The 23,318-nt window shown below is 70.3% G+C and carries 26 protein-coding genes; 14 read left to right on the top strand and 12 right to left on the bottom strand.

What is annotated here, in order from left to right:
* The gene (locus ASG73_RS00790) at positions 1 to 186 is read right to left on the bottom strand and encodes a hypothetical protein (RefSeq protein ID WP_055989400.1); all 186 of its coding nucleotides are present in this window, start codon (positions 184 to 186) and stop codon (positions 1 to 3) included.
* Between the two features lie 85 nt (positions 187 to 271).
* On the bottom strand, positions 272 to 1,033 hold the full coding sequence (locus ASG73_RS00785; protein WP_055989397.1) for a maleate cis-trans isomerase family protein: 762 nt from the start codon (positions 1,031 to 1,033) through the stop codon (positions 272 to 274).
* 291 nt (positions 1,034 to 1,324) lie between these two features.
* Between ASG73_RS00785 and ASG73_RS00780 the strand changes: the two genes are divergently transcribed.
* The 11 genes from ASG73_RS00780 to ASG73_RS00730 all read left to right on the top strand — a co-directional run bounded on the left by ASG73_RS00780 (position 1,325) and on the right by ASG73_RS00730 (position 13,220).
* Positions 1,325 to 2,356, top strand: coding sequence for a hypothetical protein (locus ASG73_RS00780; RefSeq protein ID WP_055989394.1), 1,032 nt, complete (start codon positions 1,325 to 1,327; stop codon positions 2,354 to 2,356).
* A 71-nt stretch (positions 2,357 to 2,427) separates the two neighbouring features.
* On the top strand, positions 2,428 to 3,690 hold the full coding sequence (locus ASG73_RS00775) for an FAD-dependent monooxygenase (RefSeq protein ID WP_235499318.1): 1,263 nt from the start codon (positions 2,428 to 2,430) through the stop codon (positions 3,688 to 3,690).
* A 62-nt stretch (positions 3,691 to 3,752) separates the two neighbouring features.
* Positions 3,753 to 5,147: an MFS transporter gene (locus tag ASG73_RS00770; RefSeq protein ID WP_055989388.1), complete on the top strand. Its 1,395-nt coding sequence runs from the start codon at positions 3,753 to 3,755 to the stop codon at positions 5,145 to 5,147.
* Positions 5,148 to 5,217: 70 nt separating this feature from the next.
* The gene (locus ASG73_RS00765) at positions 5,218 to 6,051 is read left to right on the top strand and encodes an FAD binding domain-containing protein (RefSeq protein ID WP_055989385.1); all 834 of its coding nucleotides are present in this window, start codon (positions 5,218 to 5,220) and stop codon (positions 6,049 to 6,051) included.
* Positions 6,048 to 8,417: a xanthine dehydrogenase family protein molybdopterin-binding subunit gene (locus tag ASG73_RS00760; RefSeq protein ID WP_055989382.1), complete on the top strand. Its 2,370-nt coding sequence runs from the start codon at positions 6,048 to 6,050 to the stop codon at positions 8,415 to 8,417. The genes ASG73_RS00765 and ASG73_RS00760 overlap by 4 nt, the downstream gene beginning before the upstream one ends.
* Positions 8,414 to 8,923 carry a (2Fe-2S)-binding protein gene (locus tag ASG73_RS00755; protein WP_055989380.1) on the top strand — a complete coding sequence of 170 codons (510 nt, stop codon included), beginning with the start codon at positions 8,414 to 8,416 and terminating at the stop codon, positions 8,921 to 8,923. The genes ASG73_RS00760 and ASG73_RS00755 overlap by 4 nt, the downstream gene beginning before the upstream one ends.
* Positions 8,920 to 9,612 (top strand): SRPBCC family protein, encoded by a 693-nt coding sequence (locus tag ASG73_RS00750; RefSeq protein WP_055989376.1) that lies wholly within the window; start codon positions 8,920 to 8,922, stop codon positions 9,610 to 9,612. Before ASG73_RS00755 ends, ASG73_RS00750 begins: the two co-directional genes overlap by 4 nt.
* Positions 9,609 to 10,295, top strand: coding sequence for an isochorismatase family protein (locus ASG73_RS00745; protein ID WP_055989373.1), 687 nt, complete (start codon positions 9,609 to 9,611; stop codon positions 10,293 to 10,295). Before ASG73_RS00750 ends, ASG73_RS00745 begins: the two co-directional genes overlap by 4 nt.
* Positions 10,292 to 11,149, top strand: a complete 858-nt coding sequence (locus ASG73_RS00740) for an alpha/beta fold hydrolase (protein ID WP_055989371.1) — start codon at positions 10,292 to 10,294, stop codon at positions 11,147 to 11,149. Before ASG73_RS00745 ends, ASG73_RS00740 begins: the two co-directional genes overlap by 4 nt.
* A 28-nt stretch (positions 11,150 to 11,177) precedes the next feature.
* Complete coding sequence (locus tag ASG73_RS00735; protein WP_055989369.1) at positions 11,178 to 11,666, top strand: MarR family winged helix-turn-helix transcriptional regulator; 489 nt, start codon at positions 11,178 to 11,180, stop codon at positions 11,664 to 11,666.
* Between the two features lie 36 nt (positions 11,667 to 11,702).
* Positions 11,703 to 13,220, top strand: a complete 1,518-nt coding sequence (locus tag ASG73_RS00730; protein WP_055989367.1) for a DHA2 family efflux MFS transporter permease subunit — start codon at positions 11,703 to 11,705, stop codon at positions 13,218 to 13,220.
* A gap of 58 nt (positions 13,221 to 13,278) precedes the next feature.
* Here the strand turns inward: ASG73_RS00730 and ASG73_RS00725 are convergent, their stop codons facing one another.
* Positions 13,279 to 13,617, bottom strand: a complete 339-nt coding sequence (locus tag ASG73_RS00725; RefSeq protein ID WP_055989364.1) for an MGMT family protein — start codon at positions 13,615 to 13,617, stop codon at positions 13,279 to 13,281.
* Positions 13,618 to 13,619: 2 nt separating this feature from the next.
* The gene (locus tag ASG73_RS00720) at positions 13,620 to 14,300 is read right to left on the bottom strand and encodes a peptidylprolyl isomerase (RefSeq protein ID WP_055989361.1); all 681 of its coding nucleotides are present in this window, start codon (positions 14,298 to 14,300) and stop codon (positions 13,620 to 13,622) included.
* A 46-nt stretch (positions 14,301 to 14,346) separates the two neighbouring features.
* On the opposite strand from ASG73_RS00720, the gene ASG73_RS00715 reads away from it, so the two are divergent.
* Together ASG73_RS00715 and ASG73_RS00710 are read left to right on the top strand one after the other, a co-directional pair.
* Positions 14,347 to 15,267 carry an NAD(P)H-dependent flavin oxidoreductase gene (locus ASG73_RS00715; RefSeq protein ID WP_055989358.1) on the top strand — a complete coding sequence of 307 codons (921 nt, stop codon included), beginning with the start codon at positions 14,347 to 14,349 and terminating at the stop codon, positions 15,265 to 15,267.
* Between the two features lie 32 nt (positions 15,268 to 15,299).
* The gene (locus ASG73_RS00710) at positions 15,300 to 16,784 is read left to right on the top strand and encodes a hypothetical protein (RefSeq protein ID WP_055989355.1); all 1,485 of its coding nucleotides are present in this window, start codon (positions 15,300 to 15,302) and stop codon (positions 16,782 to 16,784) included.
* 50 nt (positions 16,785 to 16,834) lie between these two features.
* Here ASG73_RS00710 and ASG73_RS00705 read toward each other — a convergent pair whose 3' ends face one another.
* From ASG73_RS00705 to ASG73_RS00690, 4 genes are all read right to left on the bottom strand, one after another.
* Positions 16,835 to 17,473: an FMN reductase gene (locus ASG73_RS00705; RefSeq protein ID WP_055989352.1), complete on the bottom strand. Its 639-nt coding sequence runs from the start codon at positions 17,471 to 17,473 to the stop codon at positions 16,835 to 16,837.
* Positions 17,470 to 18,627 (bottom strand): LLM class flavin-dependent oxidoreductase, encoded by a 1,158-nt coding sequence (locus ASG73_RS00700; protein ID WP_055989349.1) that lies wholly within the window; start codon positions 18,625 to 18,627, stop codon positions 17,470 to 17,472. Before ASG73_RS00700 ends, ASG73_RS00705 begins: the two co-directional genes overlap by 4 nt.
* A 118-nt stretch (positions 18,628 to 18,745) precedes the next feature.
* Positions 18,746 to 19,585: an SMP-30/gluconolactonase/LRE family protein gene (locus ASG73_RS00695; RefSeq protein ID WP_055991240.1), complete on the bottom strand. Its 840-nt coding sequence runs from the start codon at positions 19,583 to 19,585 to the stop codon at positions 18,746 to 18,748.
* Positions 19,586 to 19,625: 40 nt separating this feature from the next.
* The gene (locus tag ASG73_RS00690; RefSeq protein WP_082566895.1) at positions 19,626 to 20,582 is read right to left on the bottom strand and encodes a 5,10-methylenetetrahydrofolate reductase; all 957 of its coding nucleotides are present in this window, start codon (positions 20,580 to 20,582) and stop codon (positions 19,626 to 19,628) included.
* Between the two features lie 131 nt (positions 20,583 to 20,713).
* Between ASG73_RS00690 and ASG73_RS00685 the strand changes: the two genes are divergently transcribed.
* On the top strand, positions 20,714 to 21,472 hold the full coding sequence (locus tag ASG73_RS00685; protein WP_055989346.1) for an SDR family NAD(P)-dependent oxidoreductase: 759 nt from the start codon (positions 20,714 to 20,716) through the stop codon (positions 21,470 to 21,472).
* 165 nt (positions 21,473 to 21,637) lie between these two features.
* Here ASG73_RS00685 and ASG73_RS00680 read toward each other — a convergent pair whose 3' ends face one another.
* From ASG73_RS00680 to ASG73_RS00665, 4 genes are read right to left on the bottom strand one after another with little or no spacing between them, the layout of a single operon-like run.
* Complete coding sequence (locus ASG73_RS00680; RefSeq protein ID WP_055989343.1) at positions 21,638 to 22,105, bottom strand: aminoacyl-tRNA deacylase; 468 nt, start codon at positions 22,103 to 22,105, stop codon at positions 21,638 to 21,640.
* Between the two features lie 10 nt (positions 22,106 to 22,115).
* Complete coding sequence (locus ASG73_RS00675) at positions 22,116 to 22,604, bottom strand: hypothetical protein (RefSeq protein ID WP_156466078.1); 489 nt, start codon at positions 22,602 to 22,604, stop codon at positions 22,116 to 22,118.
* Positions 22,605 to 22,638: 34 nt separating this feature from the next.
* Positions 22,639 to 22,923 carry a HigA family addiction module antitoxin gene (locus tag ASG73_RS00670; protein ID WP_055989339.1) on the bottom strand — a complete coding sequence of 95 codons (285 nt, stop codon included), beginning with the start codon at positions 22,921 to 22,923 and terminating at the stop codon, positions 22,639 to 22,641.
* Positions 22,924 to 22,943: 20 nt separating this feature from the next.
* The gene (locus ASG73_RS00665) at positions 22,944 to 23,222 is read right to left on the bottom strand and encodes a type II toxin-antitoxin system RelE/ParE family toxin (RefSeq protein ID WP_055989337.1); all 279 of its coding nucleotides are present in this window, start codon (positions 23,220 to 23,222) and stop codon (positions 22,944 to 22,946) included.
* Positions 23,223 to 23,318: the final 96 nt, after the last annotated feature.

Genomic DNA, 23,318 nt, shown 5'->3' with positions numbered 1-23,318 from the left:
TCAGTCCTCCCAACGGCTGCTGATGACGGCATTGACGCCGATGACGACTGCGGTGGCGAGCGTCCAGAAGAGGAAGCTGCCGTACCAGGCGTCCACGTCGCTCAAGAGGGTGTACGGCAGTACGAAACTCAGCAGGATCAGGACGAGCGGCACGATCAGCCACCGTCTCGTTGCGGTGCGGTCCATGGGAACTCCTCATACGTCGTTGTACGTGAAACCGGGGGCGCGCGGGTGGTGCGGCATCACTGACGGATGCCCAGAGAATGTCTGATCAGTGGCGACCGCTGAGCAGGGACCCCGCATCCGGAGCCTCCGCAGGGAGGCCGAGGTCGGTGAGCATCGACCAAGCGGTAGCCGTGGCGGCCGACAGGACCGGCTTGCCGTAAGCGTCCTCGACGGCCTGGATCGCTGGGAGAGAGGGCATCTGGACGCACGCCGAGAGGACGAGCGCGTCAGCGTCCTCGAGGGCCTGCGGGTCGAGGCGCTTCCAGTGCTCGGTGAGGTCCATCGGGTCGAGGTTGGCGACGGCGATGTTGTCGGAGACCTCGAGGGAGAGGGTGTCGAGCACCTCGAACCCGGCATCGGCGACGTAGTCCGCGACGAGCTGGGTGAGGGGCTTCATGTAGGGCGTGACCATGACGACCTTGCGCGCACCGAGGGCGGTGAGGGCTCGCAGGAGTGCGCCGGCGCTGCTGATGACGGGTGCGCTCACCCCTTCGCTCTCGAGAGCCGCGCGCATCTGGTCCTCGGCCGTGCAGTGGTAGCCGGCACCCTGGGCCATGATCGCCACGAGGCAGGCCGAGGCGACGACGTCGGGGCGGGCGTCGGCGAGCTCGAGGGCAGCGCGATCGGTCTGCGCGTTCATCGCCTTCAGCTCCTCCGGCGTGACGTGCTTCATCCGCATCCGGCTGGAGTGGAAGACGAAGCGGTCGTCAGGGTGCAGCTCACGGCGGCGACCGAGGATCTCGGGCAGCTCCGTCTCCATCGTGAGGTTCGAGCTCGGCACGATCAGGCCGACGTGGTGGGTGCTCATTCTGGGATTCATGATCCATTCGTACACGCATGATCAGGATCTGACAAGGGCCTGCCGAAGGGCGGTTCCCGAGCGTCGTCAGCTGGTCCGGGTGGGCGCTGTCGAGGCGAGAACCCTTCTGCTGCAACGTCTTTTGCGCGATTCGAGCCTGATTCCCATGTGCCGTGGATCACGTGGGGCGGCTCAGCGCAACTGCGCAAATATCTGTCCCGGGGGTTGACTCAAGCAATTCATGCGTATAGAAACGATTCCTGAACCCACTCGCCGATGAGTTGAGAGAGAGATTCGACGATGAATCAACTGACGTCCGCCGACCTCGTCCAGGCCTTCACCGAGGAGCTGCGACTGTGCAACCTGCGGACCGACGAGCACGTGGTCGTGCTCGCCGAGCCCAGCAGCCGGGACGACTACGTCGCGGCGGCCTTCGCTGCGGCCAAGGCATGTGGGGCCCACGTCCTCGTCGCGACCGTCCCCGGCGGCAACCCCGACCCCGTGCCGAGCACCCACACCGGCGGCGGCCCGGGCCTGACCTCCGTCCTGCGCGACACGGTCGCCCAGGATCTGCTCAAGCAGGCCGACCTCGTGCTCGACCTGACGCGTGAGGGCTTCATCCACGCCCCCATCCAGGACGAGATCCTCGCGACCGGCACCCGCATCCTCTTCGTCTGCGACGCCCCCGACGTCCTCGTGCGCAACATGCCGGTGGCCGACGACAAGGACCGGGTCCTCAGCGGTCAGCGCCTCGTCCAGGAGTCGACGTCGATGCACGTCACCAGCGCTGCGGGCACCGACCTGCGCGTCGACCTGACCAATGTCCGCTGCGACTTCCAGGTCGGGTTCAGCGACGACCCCGGTCGCTGGGACCACTGGCCGAGCACGATGGTCCTGTGCTGGCCCGAGATCTCCGACGGGCAGATCGTGCTGGCCCCGGGCGACATCATCCTGCCCTTCAAGGAGTACATCCGGGACACGGTGACCCTCGAGATCACCGGCGGCCACATCGAGAAGGTCAGCGGCGGCGCCGACGCCCACATGATCGAGACCTACTTCGGTGACTCCGACGACAAGTGGGCGCGCTACCTCTCCCACATGGGCTGGGGCCTGATGCGCTCCGCCGACTGGTTCGCCCAGGCCATGTACGCCAAGCACGAGGTGATGGGCATGGAGGCCCGCGCCTTCGCCGGCAACTTCCTCTGGTCGACCGGTCCGCACCCCGTCCTGCACCGCGACTCGTACGCCCATCTCGACATCGCCATGCGCGACTGCACCGTGACGCTGGACGAGACCACAGTCGTCGCCGCCGGGACCCTCATCGAGCCCTGAGGCTCCCCCCTTCGCCACTCCCACCCGAACCCCCGCGGCACCCGCCGCAGCCCCAGGAGGCACCCGTGTCCATGAGTCAATCCCTCGAGGTCGTCGTCGTCGGCGGAGGCCTCGGCGGTCTCACCGCCGCACTCGCCATGCGCCAGCAGGGCCTGCGCGTCACCGTCCTCGAGCGGGCCGCCGAGCTCGGTGAGGTCGGCGCCGGCATCCAGACCGCGCCCAACGCCGCCCGGGTGCTGATGGGCCTGGGTCTGCTGCCGCAGCTCGAGCGGATCAGGACCGAGCCGCAGGACCAGGTGCGTCGACGCTGGAAGGACGGCAGCGTCATCGGGCTCACCGCTCTGGGCGGCTACGTCAAGGAGACGTACAACGCGCCCTACTGGCACTACCACCGTGCCGACCTGCACCAGGTGATCCACGAGGCCTGCATCGACCCCGAGGGTCACGGCCCTGTCGTGGAGGTCATCACCAGCGCCCACGTCGACGACGTCGACCAGAGCGACCCGAAGCGACCGGTCGTCGTGACCGCCGACGGTCGGCGCTTCACCGGTGACGTCGTCGTGGGGGCGGATGGCATCCGCTCCGCCGTGCGGGACGCGATCGGTGGGGAGGACACTCTCGAGTTCTCCGGCGAGATGGCCTACCGCGTCCTGGTCCCTGGCGACAAGATCCGTGAGGACCCGGCGACCCGCTGGCTAGTCGACCGCTTCCAGAGCACCATCTGGTACGGCCCCGACCGCCACCTGGTCCACTACATGATCCGCGGCGGTGACATGCTCAACATCGTGGCGATCGTGCCCGCTGACGAGGGCATCGCCGACAGCTGGTCGCGTCCCGCAACCGTGGACGAGTTGCTCGAGCAGTACAAGGACTGGGATGACCGCGTCGCTGCGATGCTCTCCAAGGCCGGGGACGACTGCAGCGTCTGGGCGATGTACCACCGTCGCCGCGACCCGGTGTGGCGCGACGGCCAGGTGGCCCTGCTCGGCGACGCCTGCCACGCGATGCTGCCCTACCAGGCACAGGGCGCCTCGCAGGCCATGGAGGATGCCGCGGTCCTGGCCGAGGAGCTGGGCTCGGTCTCGCGAGACGACATCGAGTCGGCCCTCTCGCGGTACGTGTCCCGTCGCTCGAAGCACGCGGGGATGGTCCAGGACGCTTCCCTGCGCAACAAGGACTTCTACCACCTCCCCGACGGTCCGGAGCAGGAAGAGCGCGATCTCAAGCTCGCCAGCTTCAACGGAGAGTCGGACGTGTCCTACCACTGGCTGTGGAGCGGCAGCCCCTTGAACAACGCAGACATGGAGTCGTACCACTACCAGTTCCGCCGCTGAGTCCTCGACTCACGCGGTCTCGAGTCCACGACGACGTGGCCGAAGAACCATTGGAGAAATACATGCGCACTGGCGACCAGATCGTCCAGGACCTGCCCTGGCGGTGGAATGTCCAAGGCAAGATCTTCCTCATCGGCGGTCTCGGCTATCTCTTTGATGCCTGGGACATCGCCCTCAACGGCTTCCTCACGCCACTCGTGGCCCTGGACTTCGACCTGTCCGACGGGGCGCGAGGCTACGTGGCCACCGCCAACCTCATCGGTATGGCCATCGGTGCCATCGTCTGGGGCAGCATCGCCGACCGACTCGGCCGCAAGAAGGCCTTCAGCATCACGCTGATGATCTTCGCCATCTTCTCCGTGCTCGGTGCCTTCTCGCCGACCTACGGGGTCTTCCTCGCCTTCCGCTTCCTCGCCGGCTTCGGCCTCGGCGGGTGCATCCCCGTCGACTACGCGATCGTCGGTGAGTTCTCACCCAAGGCCGTGCGCGGCAAGGTGCTCACGGCACTCGACCTCTTCTGGCCGATCGGTGCGACGCTTGCCGGTCTGTCCGCGTGGGCTCTGCTCGACGTCGAGCACAACTGGCGGATCATGCTCGGGATCATGGTGCTGCCCGCACTGCTGACCTTCTGGGTGCGTCGCGGGATCCCGGAGTCGCCGATCTACCTGGCCAAGGTCGGGCGTGAGGCGGAGGCCCGGGAGATCATCGACCGGATGGTGCGCGAGACGGGTGCCACTCCCGAGCCCTACGAGATCAAGCCGCCGGTCGTCGAGGCGAAGGTCAACGGCATCGTCGCCGGCCTGGGGCAGCTGCGGATGATCTGGAGCCGGATGCCGATGGTCACCCTCATGGCGTGGATGCTCTTCGTCAGCATCATGGTTGTCTACTACGCCGCGCTCAGCTGGCTCCCGACCCTGCTGCGCGATGCAGGTGCGACCTTCACCGTCGCCTTCCTCGGGTCGACGATCATGAGCGCCATCGGCATCTTCGGGTGCGCTCTGTCAGCGGTGCTCGTGGACATCACCGGCCGCAAGTGGTTGCTCGGTGTGAGCGCGAGCCTCGGCTCGCTCGCTCTCGTCGGGATCGGCTACACGCTCGAGATGACCAACCTCGCCCTCGTGGCGATCGGCGTCTTCGGCTTCCTCATCCAGATGGCCATCCCGGTGCTGTATGCCTACATCGCCGAGATCTACCCCACGGAGATCCGCGCCAGCGGCTTCGCGTGGTCCTCCTCGGCCAGCCGGGTGGCGACGGGCGTGGCGCCCATCGCCTTCAGCGCCTGGATGTTCCCGACCTTCGGATTGGTCAACACCTTCATCGTCCTCTCGGTCGCCGTCTTCATCGCCGTGGCGATGATGGCCAAGTTCGGTCCGGAGACGAAGGGGATGGACCTCGACGCCGTCGTGGAGCCCGGCGAGCCGGCTCCGGCGAGGACACCTGTCGGCGCGCTCGACTGATCCAGCGTCCCCGCGTCGGATCCTCGGCGCGGGGGCCGCCCCACTTCGTGATCGATCAAGAGGAGTTCGAGTGAAGCCCGCACCCGTGAGCTACCACCGCGCATCGAGCGTCAGCGATGCCGTCGACCTGCTGACGACCCTCGGCGAGGAGTCCAAGGTCATCGCCGGCGGGCAGTCGCTCGTCCCGATGATGAGCTTCCGCCTGGCTCGCCCCGAGCACCTCGTCGACATCACCCGTATCCCCGGGTTGGACTCCATCGAGCTCGCCGACGACGAGCTGACGATCGGTGCGCTGGCCACCCACCAGGCCGTGCTCGAGAGCCCGGTCGTGCGTCACAGCGCGGGGCACGGGCTCATCGCCCGCACCATGCGCCACGTCGGTCACCTGCCCATCCGGACCCGGGGCACGGTCGGAGGCAGCATCGCCCACGCCGACGGGTCAGCGGAGTGGCCGCTGCTCGCGGTGCTCTTCGGCGCCCGTGTCGTGGCCGAGGGCGTGGCTGGTGAGCGGGAGGTCCCGGCGGAGGAGCTCTTCTTCGGGCTCTACACGACCTGCCTGGAGCCGGACGAGATCGTCACCCGCGTGATCTTCCCCCCGGCGAAGGGAGCCACCGGCTTTGCCGAGTACGGCCTGCGGCACGGCGACTTCGCCCTCGCCGCAGCGGGAGTGGTCCTCCCTTCGGCCGTGGGCGCCACCGACGCCCGGGTGGTCGTGAGCGGTGCTGCCCCGGCACCGACCCGCCTGCCGGCCACCGAGGCGGCCGTCGCCGCAGGGGCGAGCGACGAGGCACTGCGTCAGAGCGTGATGGCCGACCTCGACGAGCTCGAGGTCGACGACGACTACCAGCGTGACCTCGTGACCGGGATGGTCATCAAGGCCGTGAAGGAGGCCCGCACACGATGAGCGAACCGAAGATGTCCAGGGACGGCGCCTTCATCGGCGCCTCCGTGCGCCGCCGTGAGGACCCCCGGCTCCTCACGGGCGCAGGGCGATTCGTCGATGACATCGAGCTCACGGGACAGCTGCACGCGCAGTTCGTCCGCAGCAAGGTGGCCTTCGGCCGGATCCTCGACGTCGACCTCGAGGCGACCCGGGCAACGCCCGGCGTCGTCGCGGCCTTCGCTGCCGACGACCTCGTCATGGCGCCGATCGCTGCCCTGCTCGACCGCCCCTTCGAGCAGTTCCGTCCGACGGAGATGCCCGTCCTCGCGCACGACACCGTCCGCTTCATCGGTGAGCCGATCGCGATCGTCGTGGCCCGCACGCCCTACGCGGCGGAGGACGGCGTCGAGGCGGCCCGGGTCGAGTACGAGACCTTCGACGCGATCGTCTCCACGGACGCGGCGCTCGCGCACGGCGCCCGCCGACTGCACGACGGCGCCCCCGACAATGTCTTTGTCGACGTCTCCCTCTTCGACACACCCGGTCTGGACGAGGCCTTCGAGCGCGCCGCCCAGGTCGTCGAGATGACCATCGACTCGGGCCGGCAGAACGCGCTTCCCCTGGAGACGCGTGCTGCTCTCGCGGAGTGGGACGAGCGGGAGTCCCAGCTGGTCCTGCACACCCCCACCCAGGTACCGCACCTCGTGCGCACCGCGACGGCCGCCAGCATCGGTGTGCCGGAGCGTGCGGTCCGCGTCATCGTCCCCGACATGGGCGGAGGCTTCGGCCTCAAGTGCGTCGTCGGCCGCGAGGAGATCGCGGTGGCCGCGGCGGCCAAGCGGGTCGGCAAGCCGGTCAAGTGGATCGAGGACCGCAAGGACGCGCTCACCGCCTCCTTCCTCGCTCGCGAGCAGCGGTACGTCGCTCGCGCTGCCTTCGCCGCGGACGGTGAGTTCCTCGCCTTCGAGTGCGACGTCGTCTGCGACATGGGCGCCTACTCCTGCTACCCCTTCACTGCCGGCATCGAGCCGCTCATGGCCTCCGGCGAGATGCCCGGGGTCTACCGCCTCGGGGCCTACCGGGTCCGGGGTCGGGCCGTCGCGACCAACAAGGCGCCGACCGCCCCGTACCGCGGGGTCTCCCGACCGCAGTACGTCATGCTCCTGGAGCAGATCATGGACCAGGCCGGGCGCCAGCTGCGGATGGACCCGCTGGACGTGCGCCGCCGCAACCTCATCACCGAGTTCCCCTACACCTCGATCAACAACATCACCTACGACCCCGGCTCGTACCTGGAGTCGCTCGACCTGTGCGAGCAGATGGTCCGCGAGGAGGGTTGGTTCGAGCGGCAGGCCGAGGCCCGCGCGCAGGGACGCCACATCGGCATCGGCTTCGCGTGCTTCAGCGAGCGGACGGGGTACGGCTCGTCCGCCTTCGCCGCGCGCAAGATGCTCGTGGTCCCGGGCTTCGACATCTCGGACATCCGGATGGATCTCGACGGCACGGTCACGGTCACCAGCGGCACGATGAGCCACGGGCAGAGCCACGAGACGACGATGGCCCAGATCGTCGCGGACGGGCTCCAGCTGGACATCTCCCGGGTCAAGCTCCACCAGGGCGACACCGACCGGATCACCTACGGCTTCGGGACCTTCGCCTCGCGGTCGGCGGTCATCGGGGGCAGCGCGGTCCAGCTGGCCGCACGCGCTCTCGGGGAGGACCTCCTCGAGATCGCGGCCCACCTCATGGAGACCAACCTCGACAACCTCGAGCTGCGCGACGGCTCCGTCCATCGCCGGGACACGCCGGACGAGCGACTGACCTTCGAGGAGATCGCCCGCGTCGCCTACCTGGAGGCCCACCGCCTGCCGAAGGGGGTGAGCCCCGGCCTGCACGCGACCGCGTCCTTCGACGTGACCAACGACGGCACCTTCTCCAACGCGACCCAGGCGGCGGTGGTCGAGCTGGACCCCGACACCGGTGCGGTGAAGATCCTGCGGTACTTCTGCGTCGAGGACTGCGGCGTCGCCATCAACCCCCAGGTCGTCGAGGGGCAGGCGCGCGGTGGGATCGCCCAGGGCATCGCGGGCGCGCTCTTCGAGGAGGTCACCTACGACGCCAACGGCGAGCCCTCCTGCGCGAGCTTCATGGACTACTGCATCCCGACCGCGATGGAGATGCCGGACATCCGGCTGGCCCACCTCGAGACGCCGTGCATCTACAACGAGACCGGGGCGAAGGGGGCGGGTGAGGGCGGGACCATCGGTGCCGTCGGCACGATCCTCGGCGCGGTCAACAACGCCCTCGAACCCACCGGGACGCTCCTGGAGCGGACCCCCATCACCCCGCGTGCGGTGCACGCGGCCATGACAGGAGGAACCCGATGAGCGAGCGACACCTCATCGAGCTGCAGGTCAACGGCGAGCCCCACGAGCTCCTCGTCGAGGCCCGCGAGACGCTCGTCGACGTGCTGCGCCACCGTGTGGGAGCCACCGGCACCCACGTCGCGTGCGAGCACGGCATCTGCGGTGCCTGCACCGTGCTGATCGACGGGGAGCCCGCGCGCTCCTGCCTGGTGCTCGGCGTCATGGCGGACGGTCACGAGATCCGCACCGTCGAGTCGCTGGCCGACGAGAGCGGGCTGAACGACCTCCAGGAGGCCTTCACCGCGTGCCACTCGTTGCAGTGCGGCTTCTGCACCCCGGGGATGCTCATGCTCGCCGAGGGCGGCATCCCCCACCTGGAGGACACCTCGCGCGAGGAGGTCCGCGAGCTCGTCTCCGCGAACCTCTGCCGCTGCACCGGCTACGAGACGATCGTCGACGCCGTCGAGCAGGTCGCCCAGCAGCGCCGCAGCGAGGACCCGACCGTCACCGAAGGAGCATCCGCATGAAGATCGACAACGAGGCCGTCGTCAAGGCATCCCCGCAGGAGGTCTTCGCCCTGATCAACGACGTCGAGCGGGTCGCGTCGTGCCTGCCCGGCGCGCAACTGCTCGGTCGTGAGGGGGAGGACGGTTACCGCGGTCGGGTGTCCCTTCGCGTGGGGCCGATCGGCGCCGCCTTCGAGGGCGTGCTGCGCTTCCTGGAGGTCGACGAGACGGCTCGCACGATGCACCTGGTCGGTCGCGGTTCCGACGTGAAGGGCAACGGCGATGCCGAGGCCGACGTGCGCCTCGAGGTCGTGGAGCACCCTGAAGGGGCGGTCCTGCGCCTCACGACGGACCTGAACATCCGCGGCAAGTTCGTCCAGTTCGGCAAGGGCGCGATCGCGTCGGTGTCCAACAAGATCCTCGGCCAGTTCGCCGCCAACATGGCGGCCCTGCTGGAGCAGGGCCCCGCACCGGTTGCCGCGGACGCGGCCATCGCGTCGCAGGACGCGACCACCTCCGCCGCTCCCGCTGCTGCCACGCCGGTGGGGGTCCCCCCTTCGCCCGGTGCGGTGCCGTCCTCGGCCGGCCTCGGGATGCTCGTGGACGAAGGGGGTCGACGGCGCCTGGCGCTCGTGGTGACCTTCGTCGCCGGCTGCGTCGAGGGCTGGATCCTCACCCGCGCCTTCGGCCGACGGGCGGGATCGCGATGAGCCGGACCGACGCCGCCGCGACCGTCCACGACGCGCAGACCCTGGACACGTACGCGCGCGCCGGCTGGGGTGGCAGCGTCGACCGGGGGGCTCGTCCGGCACTCGTGGTCATCGACCTGACCCGTGGTTTCACCGAGCCGCAGTTCGACGCGGGCAGCGACCTGACCCAGGTCGTCGCCGCGACGGCGAGCCTCATCGAGGCCGCCCACGCCCAGGGACACCCGGTGATCTTCACCCGGATCGTCTACAGCCGCGCCGAGGTGCGCCCCGGCGCGATCACCTGGCTGACCAAGGCCGCGGGCATGCGGGCGATGCTCGAGGGCAGCGAGGGGATCGTCCTCGACCCGAGGCTGCCCTTCGACGCGGCGACCGACGCGGTCGTCGACAAGAAGGGGGCGTCCGCCTTCCACGGCACCCCCCTGGCCGCGCTGCTGCGCTCGGCGGGCTGCGACACCGTCGTGCTCACCGGGGCCACCACCAGCGGGTGCGTCCGTGCCTCCGCGGTGGATGCCGTGCAGGACGGCTTCTCGGTCCTCGTGCCCCGCGAGGCCGTCGGTGACCGGGCGCAGGGCCCGCACGACGCCAACCTCTTCGACATCAACGCCAAGTACGGCGACGTCATCGACGTCGCCGACGCACTCGACTACCTGTCCGGCACGCCGGGCCACGGAGGACTCTCATGACGGACCGCACGGTCTCCCTCGACGCACTCGCCGACCTCCCCGCGAGCGGTGCCACCAGCCGCTGGGTGAGCGGTGAGGTCGGGCTCCACGTCCTCGACTACGCGGGACCCGCCGACGCGACCACCGCCCCCATCGTCCTCGTCCCGGGGATCTCGATGCCCGCGATGGGCATGGACTTCGTGGCCCGGGAGCTGGCCCGGACCCGCCGCGTGCTGGTCACGGACGTGCGGGGTCGCGGGCTCTCCCAGTCCGGCGACGACTACTCGATGCCGGCCTACGCGCAGGACCTCGAGCGGGTCATCACCGCGCTCGTGCCCGCCGGCGATGCGGTGCTCGTGGGTCACTCGATGGGCGCTCGGATCGTCACCCTCGTCGCGGCCCGCGGCGAGGTCGAGCACGCAGGCGTCGTCGCCATCGACCCGCCCATCTCCGGACCCGGACGCGACCCGTACCCGACGACTCGCGAGGCCTTCATGGGGCAGGTCGAGCAGGCGCTGCGCGGCACCACCGCCGACGAGGTCGCCGCGTCGTGGCCCACGTGGCCCCGCCGCGAGCAGGAGATCCGGGCCAGGTGGCTCGGCAGCTGCGCCCCCGAGGCCATCGGCGCGACGCACGACGGCTTCGAGAGCGAGGACTTCTTCGAGTGGTGGCCGCAGGTTCCGGCACCGGTCGCCTTCATCCAGGGGGCCGACAGCCCCGTGGTCCCGACGGCAGCGATGGACGAGGTGACCACGATCAACCCTCACGCCTCCGTCCATGTCGTCCCCGCAGCCGGCCACATGGTGTTCTGGGACAATGCCGAGGGGGCCGCACAGGTCCTGTCCGACGCACTCGATGCCGTCGGAGCGGACTGAAGGCCATCAACGGACGAACGGGGACAGGGTGAGCAAGGTCAACAGCGACGTGCGGCGAGCGGAGACCCCCGCGCAGCTCGGCACCGCCCCGGGCTTCGTCATCCGCAAGCTCTACCAGTCGTACTCGGCCATGTGGTCACGGGTGATCGGCCCCCAGCTGACCGGTCCGCAGTTCGCGGTCCTCGACGTCCTGGACGCCTACGACGGCTCGGACCAGGCATCGGTGGGCCACGCCGCGGCGCTCGACGCGTCGACGATGGTCGACGTCGCTCGGCGGCTCGAACGCCGCTCGCTGATCGTGCGGACCCGATCCCCGATCGATGCGCGGCGCAAGGTCGTCCAGATCACCTCGCTCGGTGAGAGCGAGCTCTTCCGCGTGCGGGAGCGCCGCGTCCAGCTCGAGCAGCGGCTCTTCGCGCACAACCCGCGGCGCAAGGACGAGATCCTGGCCGAGCTCAACGACCTGAGCGAGCGCTGGGCCGAGCTGGCGGCCGAGCTGGCAGCTGCTGAGGACTGATCCGGGCTGTCGCTGCGGCGGCGTAGCGTTCGCGTCATGACAGTCGAGACCGGCGCCCCGCAGGCGAGTGCAGCCGACGAGTTCCCCGCCAACCCGTGGCCGGCGCTGTGGGCCCTGGTCATCGGCTTCTTCATGATCCTCGTCGACGTCTCGATCGTCTCGATCGCGACGCCCGCGCTGATGGAGAGCTTCGGCGCGGGCATCGAGCCGGTCCTGTGGGTGACGAGCGCCTACCTGCTCGCCTATGCCGTACCGCTGCTCATCACCGGCCGCTTCGGTGACCGCTTCGGACCCAAGCGGCTCTACCTGGTCGGGCTGGCGATCTTCACCGCCGCGTCCTTGGCCTGCGGGCTTGCGCCGACGATCGGCTGGCTGATCGGGGCCCGGGTCGTCCAGGGCCTGGGCGCGTCGATGATGACCCCGCAGACGATGGCGGTCATCACGCGCACCTTCCCGCCGCAGCGCCGCGGGTCGGCCATGGCGCTGTGGGGAGCGACCGCTGGCGTGGCCTTCCTCGTCGGCCCGCTCCTCGGCGGCATCCTGCTCGACTCCCTCGGCTGGGAGTGGATCTTCTTCATCAACGTGCCCGTCGGGATCATCGGCTTCGTCGCCGCGGCACGACTCGTGCCCAGCCTCGACCGGCACGCCCACGCCATGGACTGGGTGGGCGTCGTGCTGTCCGCGGTCGGCCTCTTCCTCGTGATCTTCGGCCTGCAGGAGGGCGAGGGGCGTGACTGGGGGCAGATCGTCGGGCCCATCACGATCCCCGTGCTCATCGGTGCAGGCCTGCTGATCCTCGTCGGCTTCATCGTCTGGCAGGCGCGCGGCCCCAAGGAGCCGCTCGTGCCCCTCGGGCTCTTCCGTGACCGCAACTTCTCCCTGTCCAACCTCGCCATCACCACGATGGGGCTGTCCGTGACGGCGATGATGTTCCCCCTCCTCGTGTGGCTGCAGAGCGTGCGCGGCTACTCGCCGACCGAGGCCGCCCTGCTCATGGCGCCCCAGGCGATCGCCTCCATCGCGCTGGCCCGCCCCGTGGGCGAGCTCGTCGACCGCATCCACCCCCGCGTCCTGCCGACCGTCGGCCTCGCCGGCTTCGCCGTGACCCTCTTCGTCCTCAGCCGCCTGATGACCCCCGACTCGTCGATCGTGGCCGTCTGCGTGGCGATGACCTTCATCGGCGTGACCGGTGCCTTCATCTGGGGCCCGCTCGCCACCACGGCCAGCCGCAACCTGCCGATCCAGCTCGCCGGCGCTGGCGCGGGCATCTACAACACGACCCGTCAGGTCGGCTCGGTCATCGGGTCCGCGGCCATCGCCGCGCTCATGTCGGCGCGGATCGCCTCGCACCTCGGCCCCCAGGCGGCGGAGAGCTTCGGGTCCGGCGAAGGGAGCGCCGCCGGCGGTCCCGCAGCCCTGCCCCCGGCCATCGCCGAGTCACTCTCGTCCGCCTTCGCCGAGTCGCTGCTGCTGCCCGCCGCGGTCCTCGTCATCGGCGCGCTCGCTGCTCTCGCGCTCGAGCAGATGCGCCACCAGGGTCGCCCCGGCGGCTGAGGTCCTGGCCCTCCACCGCTCGGGTGACCCGATAATTCCAGGGCTCGTGTGAGGCCCCTCAACCCTCCAGGTCGGCGGTGGCGGCGGCGTGGGCGCGCGCCAGCTCCTCGAGGTCGACCCGGTACTCCTTGATCCGGCAGCCCAGACCGTTGGGCTTGACCGTGATGCTCTCCGTGGCCCAGTGCTCGAAGACCTCTGACCGCTTGTGCTGCGGTGCGTCCCCGGACGCGTTGACCACCCGCCACCAGGTGACACCGCTGCCGTACTCGCGCAGGACCCAGCCGACCTGTCGTGGACCGGTCCCGACGAGTGCGGCGATGTCCCCGTACGAGATGACCCTGCCCCGCGGGACGAGCTCCACCGCGCTCAGGACCCTCTCGACGAGGACATCGTCCATGGCTACTTCTCGGTGATCGTCACGCTCTTGATGGTGTGGATCTCCCTCGGCGGACCATCGCCCATGGACCCGTCGTCCTCGATCGCGGTGACGGTCTCCATGCCCTGGGTGACCTGGCCGAAGAGGGTGTAGCTCGGGGGCAGCCCGACACCCGCATCACCGGTGATGATGAAGAACTGCGAGCCGTTGGTGTCCGGGCCCGCGTTGGCCATCGCGATGGAGCCGACCTTGTACTCGCCGGCCTGGGGCAGCTCGTCCTCGAACTGGTAGCCAGGACCGCCACTGCCGTCGCCGACCGGGTCGCCGCCCTGCGCCATGAAGTCCTGGATGACACGGTGGAAGGTCAGCCCGTCGTAGTACTTGTACCGGGCGAGCACGACGAAGTTGTTGACCGTCTTCGGCGCCTTCTCGGCGTCGAGCTTGACGGTCACGTCGCCCTCGTCGGTGGCGATCTTCGCCGTGTACGTCTTCTTCGGGTCGATGCACATCGGCGGCGCCTGCTCGAAGGCCGTCACCCGCACCTTTGCGCCGCCCTCCGGCGGGCACTCGGTCTTGCCGCTGATCGTCGTGGTCGAGGGGGAGGCGGCGGACGAGCTCTCCGGACTGCCCCCCGAGTCGGTGCCGCACCCCGTCAGGGCGAGGAGGCTGGCAGCGGCGATGGCGGGTAGTGCGCGTCGGATCATGGAGCGGAGTCTACGAACCGCGGCTGGTCGGGCGCATGATGAGGGCATGGCTGCTCTCACCGACCTGCTCGGCATCCGTCACCCGATCGTCTGCGCGCCCATGGCGGGCGTCGCCGGAGGCCGCCTCGCGCACGCCGTCTCCTCGGCCGGTGGCCTGGGCATGATCGGGGCGCGCGGGAGCGCTTCACCCGAGTGGATCGCGGAGCAGGCGGCGCTCGCGGGGGCGGGCGGGACCCCCTTCGGCATCGGTCTGATGGCCTGGGTGCCGCAGCTGAGCGCCCAGCTCGCCGCGGTCATCGCGCTCGCGGGCGAGCAGCGACCGGCCCTGGTGTCGGTCTCCTTCGGGGATCTCGCCGAGCCGGTGGCACGCCTGCGCGCCGCCGGTCTGCGCACCGCCTGCCAGGTGGGCAACGCGACTGATCTCGAGCAGGCCCTCGCTGCCGGGGCGGACCTCATCATTGCCCGCGGAGGCGAAGGGGGCGGACACGGCCGCGACGAGATGGGCACCGAGGCGATCCTCGATCTCGCCCTGGGCACTGCCGACCGTCCCGTCCTCGCTGCAGGTGGCGTCTCTACCGCAGATGATGTCGCCCGAGCGCTCGGCAAGGGGGCGGCCGGCGTGTGGTGCGGCACCCCCTTCCTCACCTGCGTCGAGGCCGACAACACCCCGCAGGCCCGGGCCGCGCTCATCGCGGCCGACGCCACCCGGTACTCCCGGGTCCACGACGTCGCCCAGGACATCGCGTGGCCGCGGGAGTTCGGCGGACGCGCGGTCGCGACACCCTTCGTCCGGCGGTGGAGCGGCGACGAGGACGCGATGACCGGCGACGCCAGGAGCGAGCACGCCGCCGGGCGCGAGCGCGGCGACACCGACTACACCCCGCTCTACGCCGGCGTCGGTGTCGACCACCTCACCGCCGAGACCGATGCGGCGAGTGTGGTCCGCGCGCTGGTGGACGGCATTTGATTTACCTGTGACAGGGGCCACAGGATGAGGTCATGAGCGACGAGACCTCTGCGGGCGTGCACTTCCCGGCCGACGACCAAGGCAAGCGGTCGACGACCACGACGACCAGGGGGGTGCTCGCGGACTCCGTACGAGGGGTCGACCCCGAGCTCGCCCAGCGCATCGACGGCGCCCACGACTGGCGCAAGGACTATGTCGACCACGTCCACGACGTGACCGCGGCGAGCGCCGGGTCCGCCGACCGGGCAGCGAGGATCGCCACCGATGGCCTGGCCTCGATGCGCCGCCGGATGGTCATGGTCGACGACGCGGGTGACGAGGTCCCGCTCGAGGACGCCGAGCTGACGATGCCGTCCGGCGCGGCCCCCTTCGGTACCGAGAGCGTGAAGGGCACCGCCGAGCCGGTCACCCGACTGCGGGTCCCCGTCGGCGGCCGCGAGATCGAGGGCGAGGAGCTGCGCGGACAGCTCGGGGCCTGGGTCGACGCTGGCATCGTCGAGCCGTCCTTCGCGGAGGCCGTCGCGGACGTCATCGACCACCCCGAGTGGCTGGCGCTCCCGGGCCACCGCGCGCTGCTCATCGGTGCGGGAGCCGAGATGGGCCCGCTCGAGACGCTGCTGTCCTGGGGCGCCGACGTGCTCGCGATCGACCTGCCGCGCAGCCGCGCCTGGCGGTACAAGAAGGGGCTGGCCTCGCGTGGGGCCGGCACCCTGACCTTCCCCGTCGACGCCTCCGGCGACTCCGGCGCCGACGTCATCCACCAGCCCGGAGAGGTCCTCGAGTGGGTCCGGCGGGTCGGCGGCGAGCAGCCGCTGGCCGTCGGGATGCACGCCTACGCCGACTCGGGGGTCCACGTGCGGGTCAGTGCCGCGGTCGACCTGCTCATGGACGCGCTCACCGACGACGACCCGCAGACCGCGCTGGCCTGGTTGGCGACGCCGACCGACGCCTTCGTCGTGCCGCCGGCCGTGGTCGCCGAGTCGCGGCGCCGCTGGGCCGCACGCGGCCTGGCGCTCAAGGGTGTCCAGGGCCCGCTGCGTGCGCTGGGCCGGGGGCAGCTCTTCGCTCCCGCCTACCGCGGCACCCGCGACGGCCAGCCCGGCATCGCCGACGTCCTCGTGCCGCAGCAGGGCCCCAACTACGCGATCGCCAAGCGGCTGCAGCGGTGGCGTGGAGTCGCTGCCGAAGGGAGCGGCCAGCGGGTCTCCTTCAACGTCGCCCCGGCCACGTGGACCCGGTCCGTGACGAAGAACCCCGTGCTCGGCGCGGCCTACGGCGGCGCGCACCACTTCGGCGTCGAGGTCTTCGCTGCCGAGACCGTGCGACCGCTCATGGCGGCGTTGCTCGTGCGCGACCTCGTGCGGGAGACGCCGCAGCGGGAGCACCCCGAGGAGCTCTTCAGCGATGCCGCTGCCCACGGTGGGCTGTGGCGGGTCGGCTACGAGCCCAGGACCGCGCTCGGTGTCGCGGCCGTCGCCGGGCTCCCGGGGTCGCTGCGCCGGCGCGTGCGGGGCTGAGCCCCGGGGCTGGCCGTCTGGTGGTTTGGCCGGCCGGTTGGCCTCTCGCCTCAACCCCCGTCGTGCCCGCGCAGCAGCTCGGTGAAGTCGGTGACCGGACCAAGCGGCCCGGGCTCCTCGTCGCCCTGGGCGAAGCCCGCGACCCCCGTGCGCTCGGCGACGACGAGGCCGGCGAGCTCGCCGGCCGCCCGGTGCACCCGGGCGTCGAGGTCGCTCTCGCCACCGAAGTCCTGCGTCGCCGCGAAGACGGCCGTCGGCACCACGATCGCGCGCAGGTAGGCGAAGAGCGGGCGCATGGCGTGCTCGAGCACGAGGCTGTGCCGGGGCGTGCCTGCCGTCGCCGCGACGAGCACGGCCTTGCCGGTCAGCGCGTCCTTGTCGAGCAGGTCGACGAAGGTCTTGAAGAGTCCGGAGTAGCTGGCCGTGAAGACCGGTGTCACGGCGATGAGTCCATCGGCCGCGGCGACCCGCCGCTGGGCGGCGCTCAGGGCCGGGGTGGGTCGACCGCCGGACACCATCGACTCGGCCATCTCGACCGCCAGCTCACGCAGCTCGACGAACTCGATGTCCACCGACTCGCCGCGCCCGCCCACCGCGGAGCGGGTGGCGGCGGCGAGCTGGTCGGCGAGCAGCCGGGTGCTCGAGGGCTGGGAGAGCCCGGCGCTGATGACGACGACGCTTCGGGTCACTGAGTGGCCATCTCCTTCTGCTTCTGGTCCTGCTGGGCGATCACGACAGGACTCGTCACGACCATACGGTGGGGGCTCCCTTCGCCCTGCGCCACCAGCGAGGTGTGCGTCGGGGGCTCGCTCGGGACCCCCGCGGGCCGGCGTGCCTCGAACTCCTTGCGCAGCACCGGGACGACCTCGCGGCCGAGGATCTCGACCTGCTCCAGGACCATCTCCAGGGGCAGCCCGGCGTGGTCCATGAGGAAGAGCTGGCGCTGGTAGTCGCCCACGTGGTCGGCGAAGGACAGCGTGCGCTCGATGACCATCTCGGGGGTGCCGACGGTCAGCGGGGTCTGCCGGGTGAAGTCCTCCATCGACGGGCCGTGACCGTAGACCGGCGCGTTGTCGAAGTAGGGGCGGAAGACCCGCTTGGCCTCGGCCTCGGTCTGTGCCATGAAGGCCTGCCCGCCGAGCCCGACGATCGCCTGGCTGGCGTCACCGTGGCCGTAGTGCTCGAAGCGCTGCCGGTACAGGCCGACCATCTGGGCGGTGTGCTCGATGTTCCAGAAGATGTTGTTGTGGAAGAACCCGTCGCCGTAGTACGCGGCCTGCTCGGCGATCTCGGTGGAGCGGATCGAGCCGTGCCAGACGAAGGGGGCGACGCCGTCCAGCGGTCGTGGGGTCGAGGTGAATCCCTGCAGGGGCGTGCGGAACTGGCCCTTCCAGCTGACATTCTCCTCGCGCCACAGGCGGCGCAGCAGGTGGTAGTTCTCGATCGCGAGGGGGACGCCCTGGCGGATGTCCTTGCCGAACCACGGGTAGACGGGGCCGGTGTTGCCGCGGCCCATCATCAGGTCGACGCGCCCGCCGGAGAGGTGCTGCAGGAAGGCGTAGTCCTCGGCGATGCGCACCGGGTCGGTCGTGGTGATGAGGGTCGTCGCGGTCGAGAGCTTGAGGTGCTCGGTCTTGGCGGCGATGTACGCGAGGTGGGTCGTCGGTGCGGAGGGCACGAAGGGCGGGTTGTGGTGCTCACCCGTGGCGAAGACGTCGAGCCCGACCTCCTCGGCCTTGAGCGCGATCTGGGTCATCGCGTCGATGCGCTCGCCCTCGCTGGGCGTGCGGCCGGTCGTGGGGTCCATGGTGACGTCGCCGACGCTGAAGAGTCCGAACTGCATTGCCGCCTCCTGATTGGTTGATGTTTCAACTATACCAACAGGGGGTGCTCCAGATCCATTCCCACCCAAACGCTGGCTGAGGAGTTTGCGCAGCAAGCGTCTCGAAGCCGGGCCGGCCTCACCGCGCGAAAGGGGTGACCGCCTTCCCCCGCACACCCGGGCGGGCGACGAAGAGCGAGCCGGCAGCAGCGTCCTCGCCGTCGTCGAGGCCTTCGCGGGAGGTCGTGATGTAGAGCTCGTCGAGGTCGTCCCCGCCGAAGGTGCAGGCCGTCACCTGCCGTGCGCCCACCTCGATCACCGCGTCGAGGGTGCCGTCGGGGGCCCGGCGCTCCACCCGGCCGCCGCCGAAGATCGCGGTCCAGATCCCCCCTTCGCCGTCGACGGTCAGGCCATCGGGGAAGCCGTCGACCTCCGCGAGCACCCGCCCCTGCGTCAGCCCGTCGTCCGGCGACCAGTCGAAGACCTGGATCCGCCCGGTCGGGGTGTCGTCGTAGTAGGCCAGCGTCCCGTCGGGCGACCAGTCGATGCCGTTGGAGACCGTCACCGCGTCCAGGGCGGTCGCCACGTCGAGGTCGGGGCCGACCCGGTAGAGGCTCGCGGCCCCCTCCGCCTGGTCGTAGGCCATCGAGCCGACATACAGGCTGCCGTCGGGCGCGACCCCGCCCTCGTTCATCCGGACCGCGTCCGTCTCCCACATGGGGCGAAGGGGGTCCACCCGCCAGTCCTCGTCGGCGAGGGCCAGTCCCCGCTCGACCGCGATGACCGCGCCGCCGCCGGCGCGGGGCCGGATCATCGCGGCGACGTCGCCGACATGGGTGCGGGTGACCGTGCCGCTCGCATCGAGGGCGAGGACGTCACCGGCGAGCATGTCGACCCAGCGCAGTCCGCCCCAGCCCGGCCACCAGCAGGGTCCTTCTGCGTGGTGGGCGACGGCATGGGTGAGGCGTTCGGCCAGCATGGTCACGAGGCTAGCCCTCAAACCCTCGCAGGCGGCCGGCTCAGTCCCGGTCGAGGATCTCCGCCACCTGGTGGGTCAGCTCGACCGCTGCCTCGATCTCGACCTTGCGACTCGAGACGGACTCGATGTTGAAGCCGAAGGGGATGCCCAGGTACCGGCAGAAGCTCGACAGCTCACGAGCGGCGTTGAGCGCGTGGACCTTTGACCACTGGAGCGGGTCCTCGGCGTGGAGGATCTCGTTGCGCACCCAGCTGGGCACGTCGACGCCGAGCCACTCGAGGAAGGACAGCGTCTTGTCAGAGCCGCACAGCGAGAGGGTGAAGATCAGCGGTGCCGGGTCGAGGTCGTCCTGGGCGACGGCGTAGCGGTAGTCGGAGGCGAGGTTCTTGGCCGCGGCGATGTCGTAGACGATCTGGCTGACGAAGAAGCTCGACCCGGCCCGCTGCTTGGTGAGCAGGCGCTCGTGCTCGTCCCCGCGCTGGGCGTGCCGCTCGGGGATGGTGACGCTGCCCAGCGGCAGGCTCGGGCGCACTTCGCGGTGCAGCTCGAGGGCGCGGGTGAGTGTCGTGCGCACCTGTGCGTCGCTGCTCGAGGCGCCGACGAAGACGGTGAGCACGTTGTCGGGGGCGGCAGCAAGCCACTGGCTCAGCTCGTCCTGGCCATACTTGCCCACCGCGCGATAGATGATCGCGGGCCGGTCCCAGCGGGCGAGCTGCTGGCACAGGTAGTCGCCGGGGTCGAGCATCGCGGCGAAGGGGAAGGGGCGGGGCTGGTCGGTCCGCTCGGCCTCGTCGGCGATGTCGTAGAGCACGAGGGCGTCGACCGGCAGGGCCTCGACCCGGGCCAGCGTGCGCTCGGCGATCTCCGCGATGCGCTCGGGACTCGTCTCGGCGCGGGGCGGGGTGAGACCGAAGAGCAGGACCTCGCGCGGGTTGCGGGCGAGCGCGGGGAAGGCTCCGGGGGACGGGACGTGCGCCTGGGACCTGGGCTGCTCCATGGGAGCACGCTAACCGCCGGCCCGGCGACGACGTGACGGTGTCCGCCCTTCGTCCCCGGCTTGTGGGGCTGGTCACTGCGTGGGGCTGGTTAGGCTCAGCCCGAGCACTCGGCACCCCTCGAAGGAGAAGCATGCAGATCAAGGACACCGCAGCCATCGTCACCGGTGGGGCCTCCGGCCTCGGCGCAGCCACCGCCGCCGCGCTGGCAGCCCAGGGGGCGAAGGTCTTCGCCTTCGACCTGCCCGCCGGCATCGAGGGCGCTCCGCAGGTCGACGGCGTCGAGTACGTCGCGGTCGACGTCACCGACCCCGAGCAGGTCCAGGCCGCGGTCGACACCGCCGCCGGTGCCGGCGTGCCGCTGCGCACCGTCGTCAACTGCGCGGGCATCGGCCCGTCGATGCGCATCCTCGGCAAGAAGGGCCCGCACGACCTGGCCCTCTACGCCAAGGTCGTCCAGATCAACCTCATCGGGTCCTTCAACGTGCTGACGCTCGCCGCGGAGAAGATCACGCAGACGCAGGCCCTCGAGGACGGCGCGCGCGGCGTCATCATCAACACCGCCTCGATCGCGGCCTACGACGGGCAGATCGGCCAGGCCGCCTACGCCTCGAGCAAGGGCGGCATCGTCGGGCTCACCCTGCCCGCCGCCCGCGACCTCGCCCAGCACGGCATCCGCGTCCTGACGATCGCCCCCGGCATCGTCGAGACCCCGATGCTCGCGACCGTCTCGGACGAGTTCCGTGAGGGCCTGGCCGCAGGCGTGCCCTTCCCCAAGCGACTGGCCCGCCCCGACGAGTACGCGCAGCTCGCCCAGATGATCATCGAGCACGACTACCTCAACGGCGAGGTCATCCGCATGGACGGCTCGCTGCGCATGGCCCCGCGCTGACCCCGCTGCGCCTCTCCTCGCTCTGCTGAGTTGGTTCGCGGACGCAGGGCTGGGGGTGGCCCTAGGGAAAAGTCCGGACCGCTCTCCCCGCAACTCGCGTTGGGAGGGCAGTCCGGACTTTCCCATGAGTCGGGCCGACCCCCACCCTGCGTCCGCTCCTCCGCGTCAGGTCGGCTCGGTGACGTCCGCGATCTGGGCGCCGAGGTGGGTGATCATCGCGTCGGCGTCGAGGGTGGCGGCGACGCCGTGCTCGCCCGCCCCGATCGAGATGGTCCGGCCCGCGACGGTCGCGTCGGCGATGACCGGCAGCGCCGTCAGGGAGCCGAAGGGGGTGATCGTGCCCCGCTCGTAGCCGGTCACCTCACGGGCGATCTCCTTGTCGGGCAACGAGATCCGGTTGACGCCGAGCAGGGCACGCAGCTTGGGCCAGGAGATCTGGCGGTCGCCCGGGACGAGGACGAAGAGGTGATCGCCCTCCCCCCTTCGCACCACGAGGGTCTTGATGATGTCCCGCGGCTCGACACCTCGGGCTGCTGCGGCCTCCTCGAGGGAGCCGACCCGGCCGTGCCGGGTGAGCGTGTGCTCGATGCCGCTGTCGGTCAGGGCCTGTGCCGCCCGGGTGCCACCGTCCATGCTCGGCAGCCTACGACCGGCCGAGTCGCGCCCTCAGGCGCTGGCTCAGCTCGACGTCGTGGGGGAGCAGGCCCAGGTCCGTGCCGCTGATGATCACGTCGTGCTCTCGGAGGGTTGTGGCGAGCCGGGCCCAATGCTCGTCGGCCATGTCGTACTGGCTGTGGTCGCCGTACGCCTCATCGGGTCCGACGACGGTCCGGGCATCATCGGCGATCTCGTCGACGGTCGTCCGCTCCCACAGATCGGGAGAACCAGCCGCGCCCCACCCCCGGTCATCGAGCAGCGTGACTCGTCGCCCGTCGTCCAGGACCGCCAGGTGCAGGACGACGAAGGACATCCTGGTGGGGTCGTCGTCGGGTTCGCCGTGGATCATGGGGATGGCCGCCGGTTCAAAGCCCGCTGGTGCAGGCCCATCGATGATCGGAGCGTCCCTGATCTCGGGCGACACAACGCGATCATCGAGGTCGACGAGGGTCACGAGTCGAGTCACTGTGGGCATGGCGCGGCCATCCTCCTGACTGGTTGAGGGCGCCTCAGGCGACCGACGTCAGGCGCTGCACCTTGGGGATGCCCGCCGCACGTTCGACGGACAGGTCGTGGGCAGACTGCATGGCCAGCCACGAGCGCGCGGTGCCGACGCCGGCAGCCTCGAGCCGGATCGCCAAGGTGGAACTGATCCTGGCGTGGCCGTGCAGGACGCGGCTCAACGACACCCGCGAGACGCCGAGGCGATTGGCGGCCTCGCTGACACTGAGGCCGAGGTCAGTCAAGACGTCCTCACGCAGGATCTCGCCGGGGTGGACCGGATTCTTCATCATGGTGGTTCTCCCTCCATGGGCTAGTGGTAGTCCTGATAATCGACAAGCTCGACATCCGACTCGATGAATCGGAAGGTGATGCGCCAGTTGCCGTTGACCCATATGGAGTGGTGGCCCGTCAGGTCACCCTTGAGCCGGTGAGTGCGAAAGGACGGGATCTCAAGGTCGGCGGGTCCTTGGGCGACGTCCAGGGCGGACAGGATGCGCAGCAGCTTGGGGACGTGCGCCGCCTGGACACCCTTCTTCGTCCCGGTGCGGTACAGCCGCTCTAGTCCCTTGTGTCGGAAACTGACGATCACCTGCTGAGCGTATCGTGTATCTATACGCGATACAAGAAGCAAGTGACGCCTCGTCCACCGCCTCCTGCATCACAGTGCGTTATGGGTGACCAAACA

This window comes from Janibacter sp. Soil728 (assembly GCF_001428305.1).
Taxonomy (GTDB): Bacteria; Actinomycetota; Actinomycetes; order Actinomycetales; family Dermatophilaceae; genus Janibacter.
The sequence above is the reverse complement of the archived record's forward strand: the minus strand, read 5'-3'. Positions and strand labels throughout refer to the sequence as shown.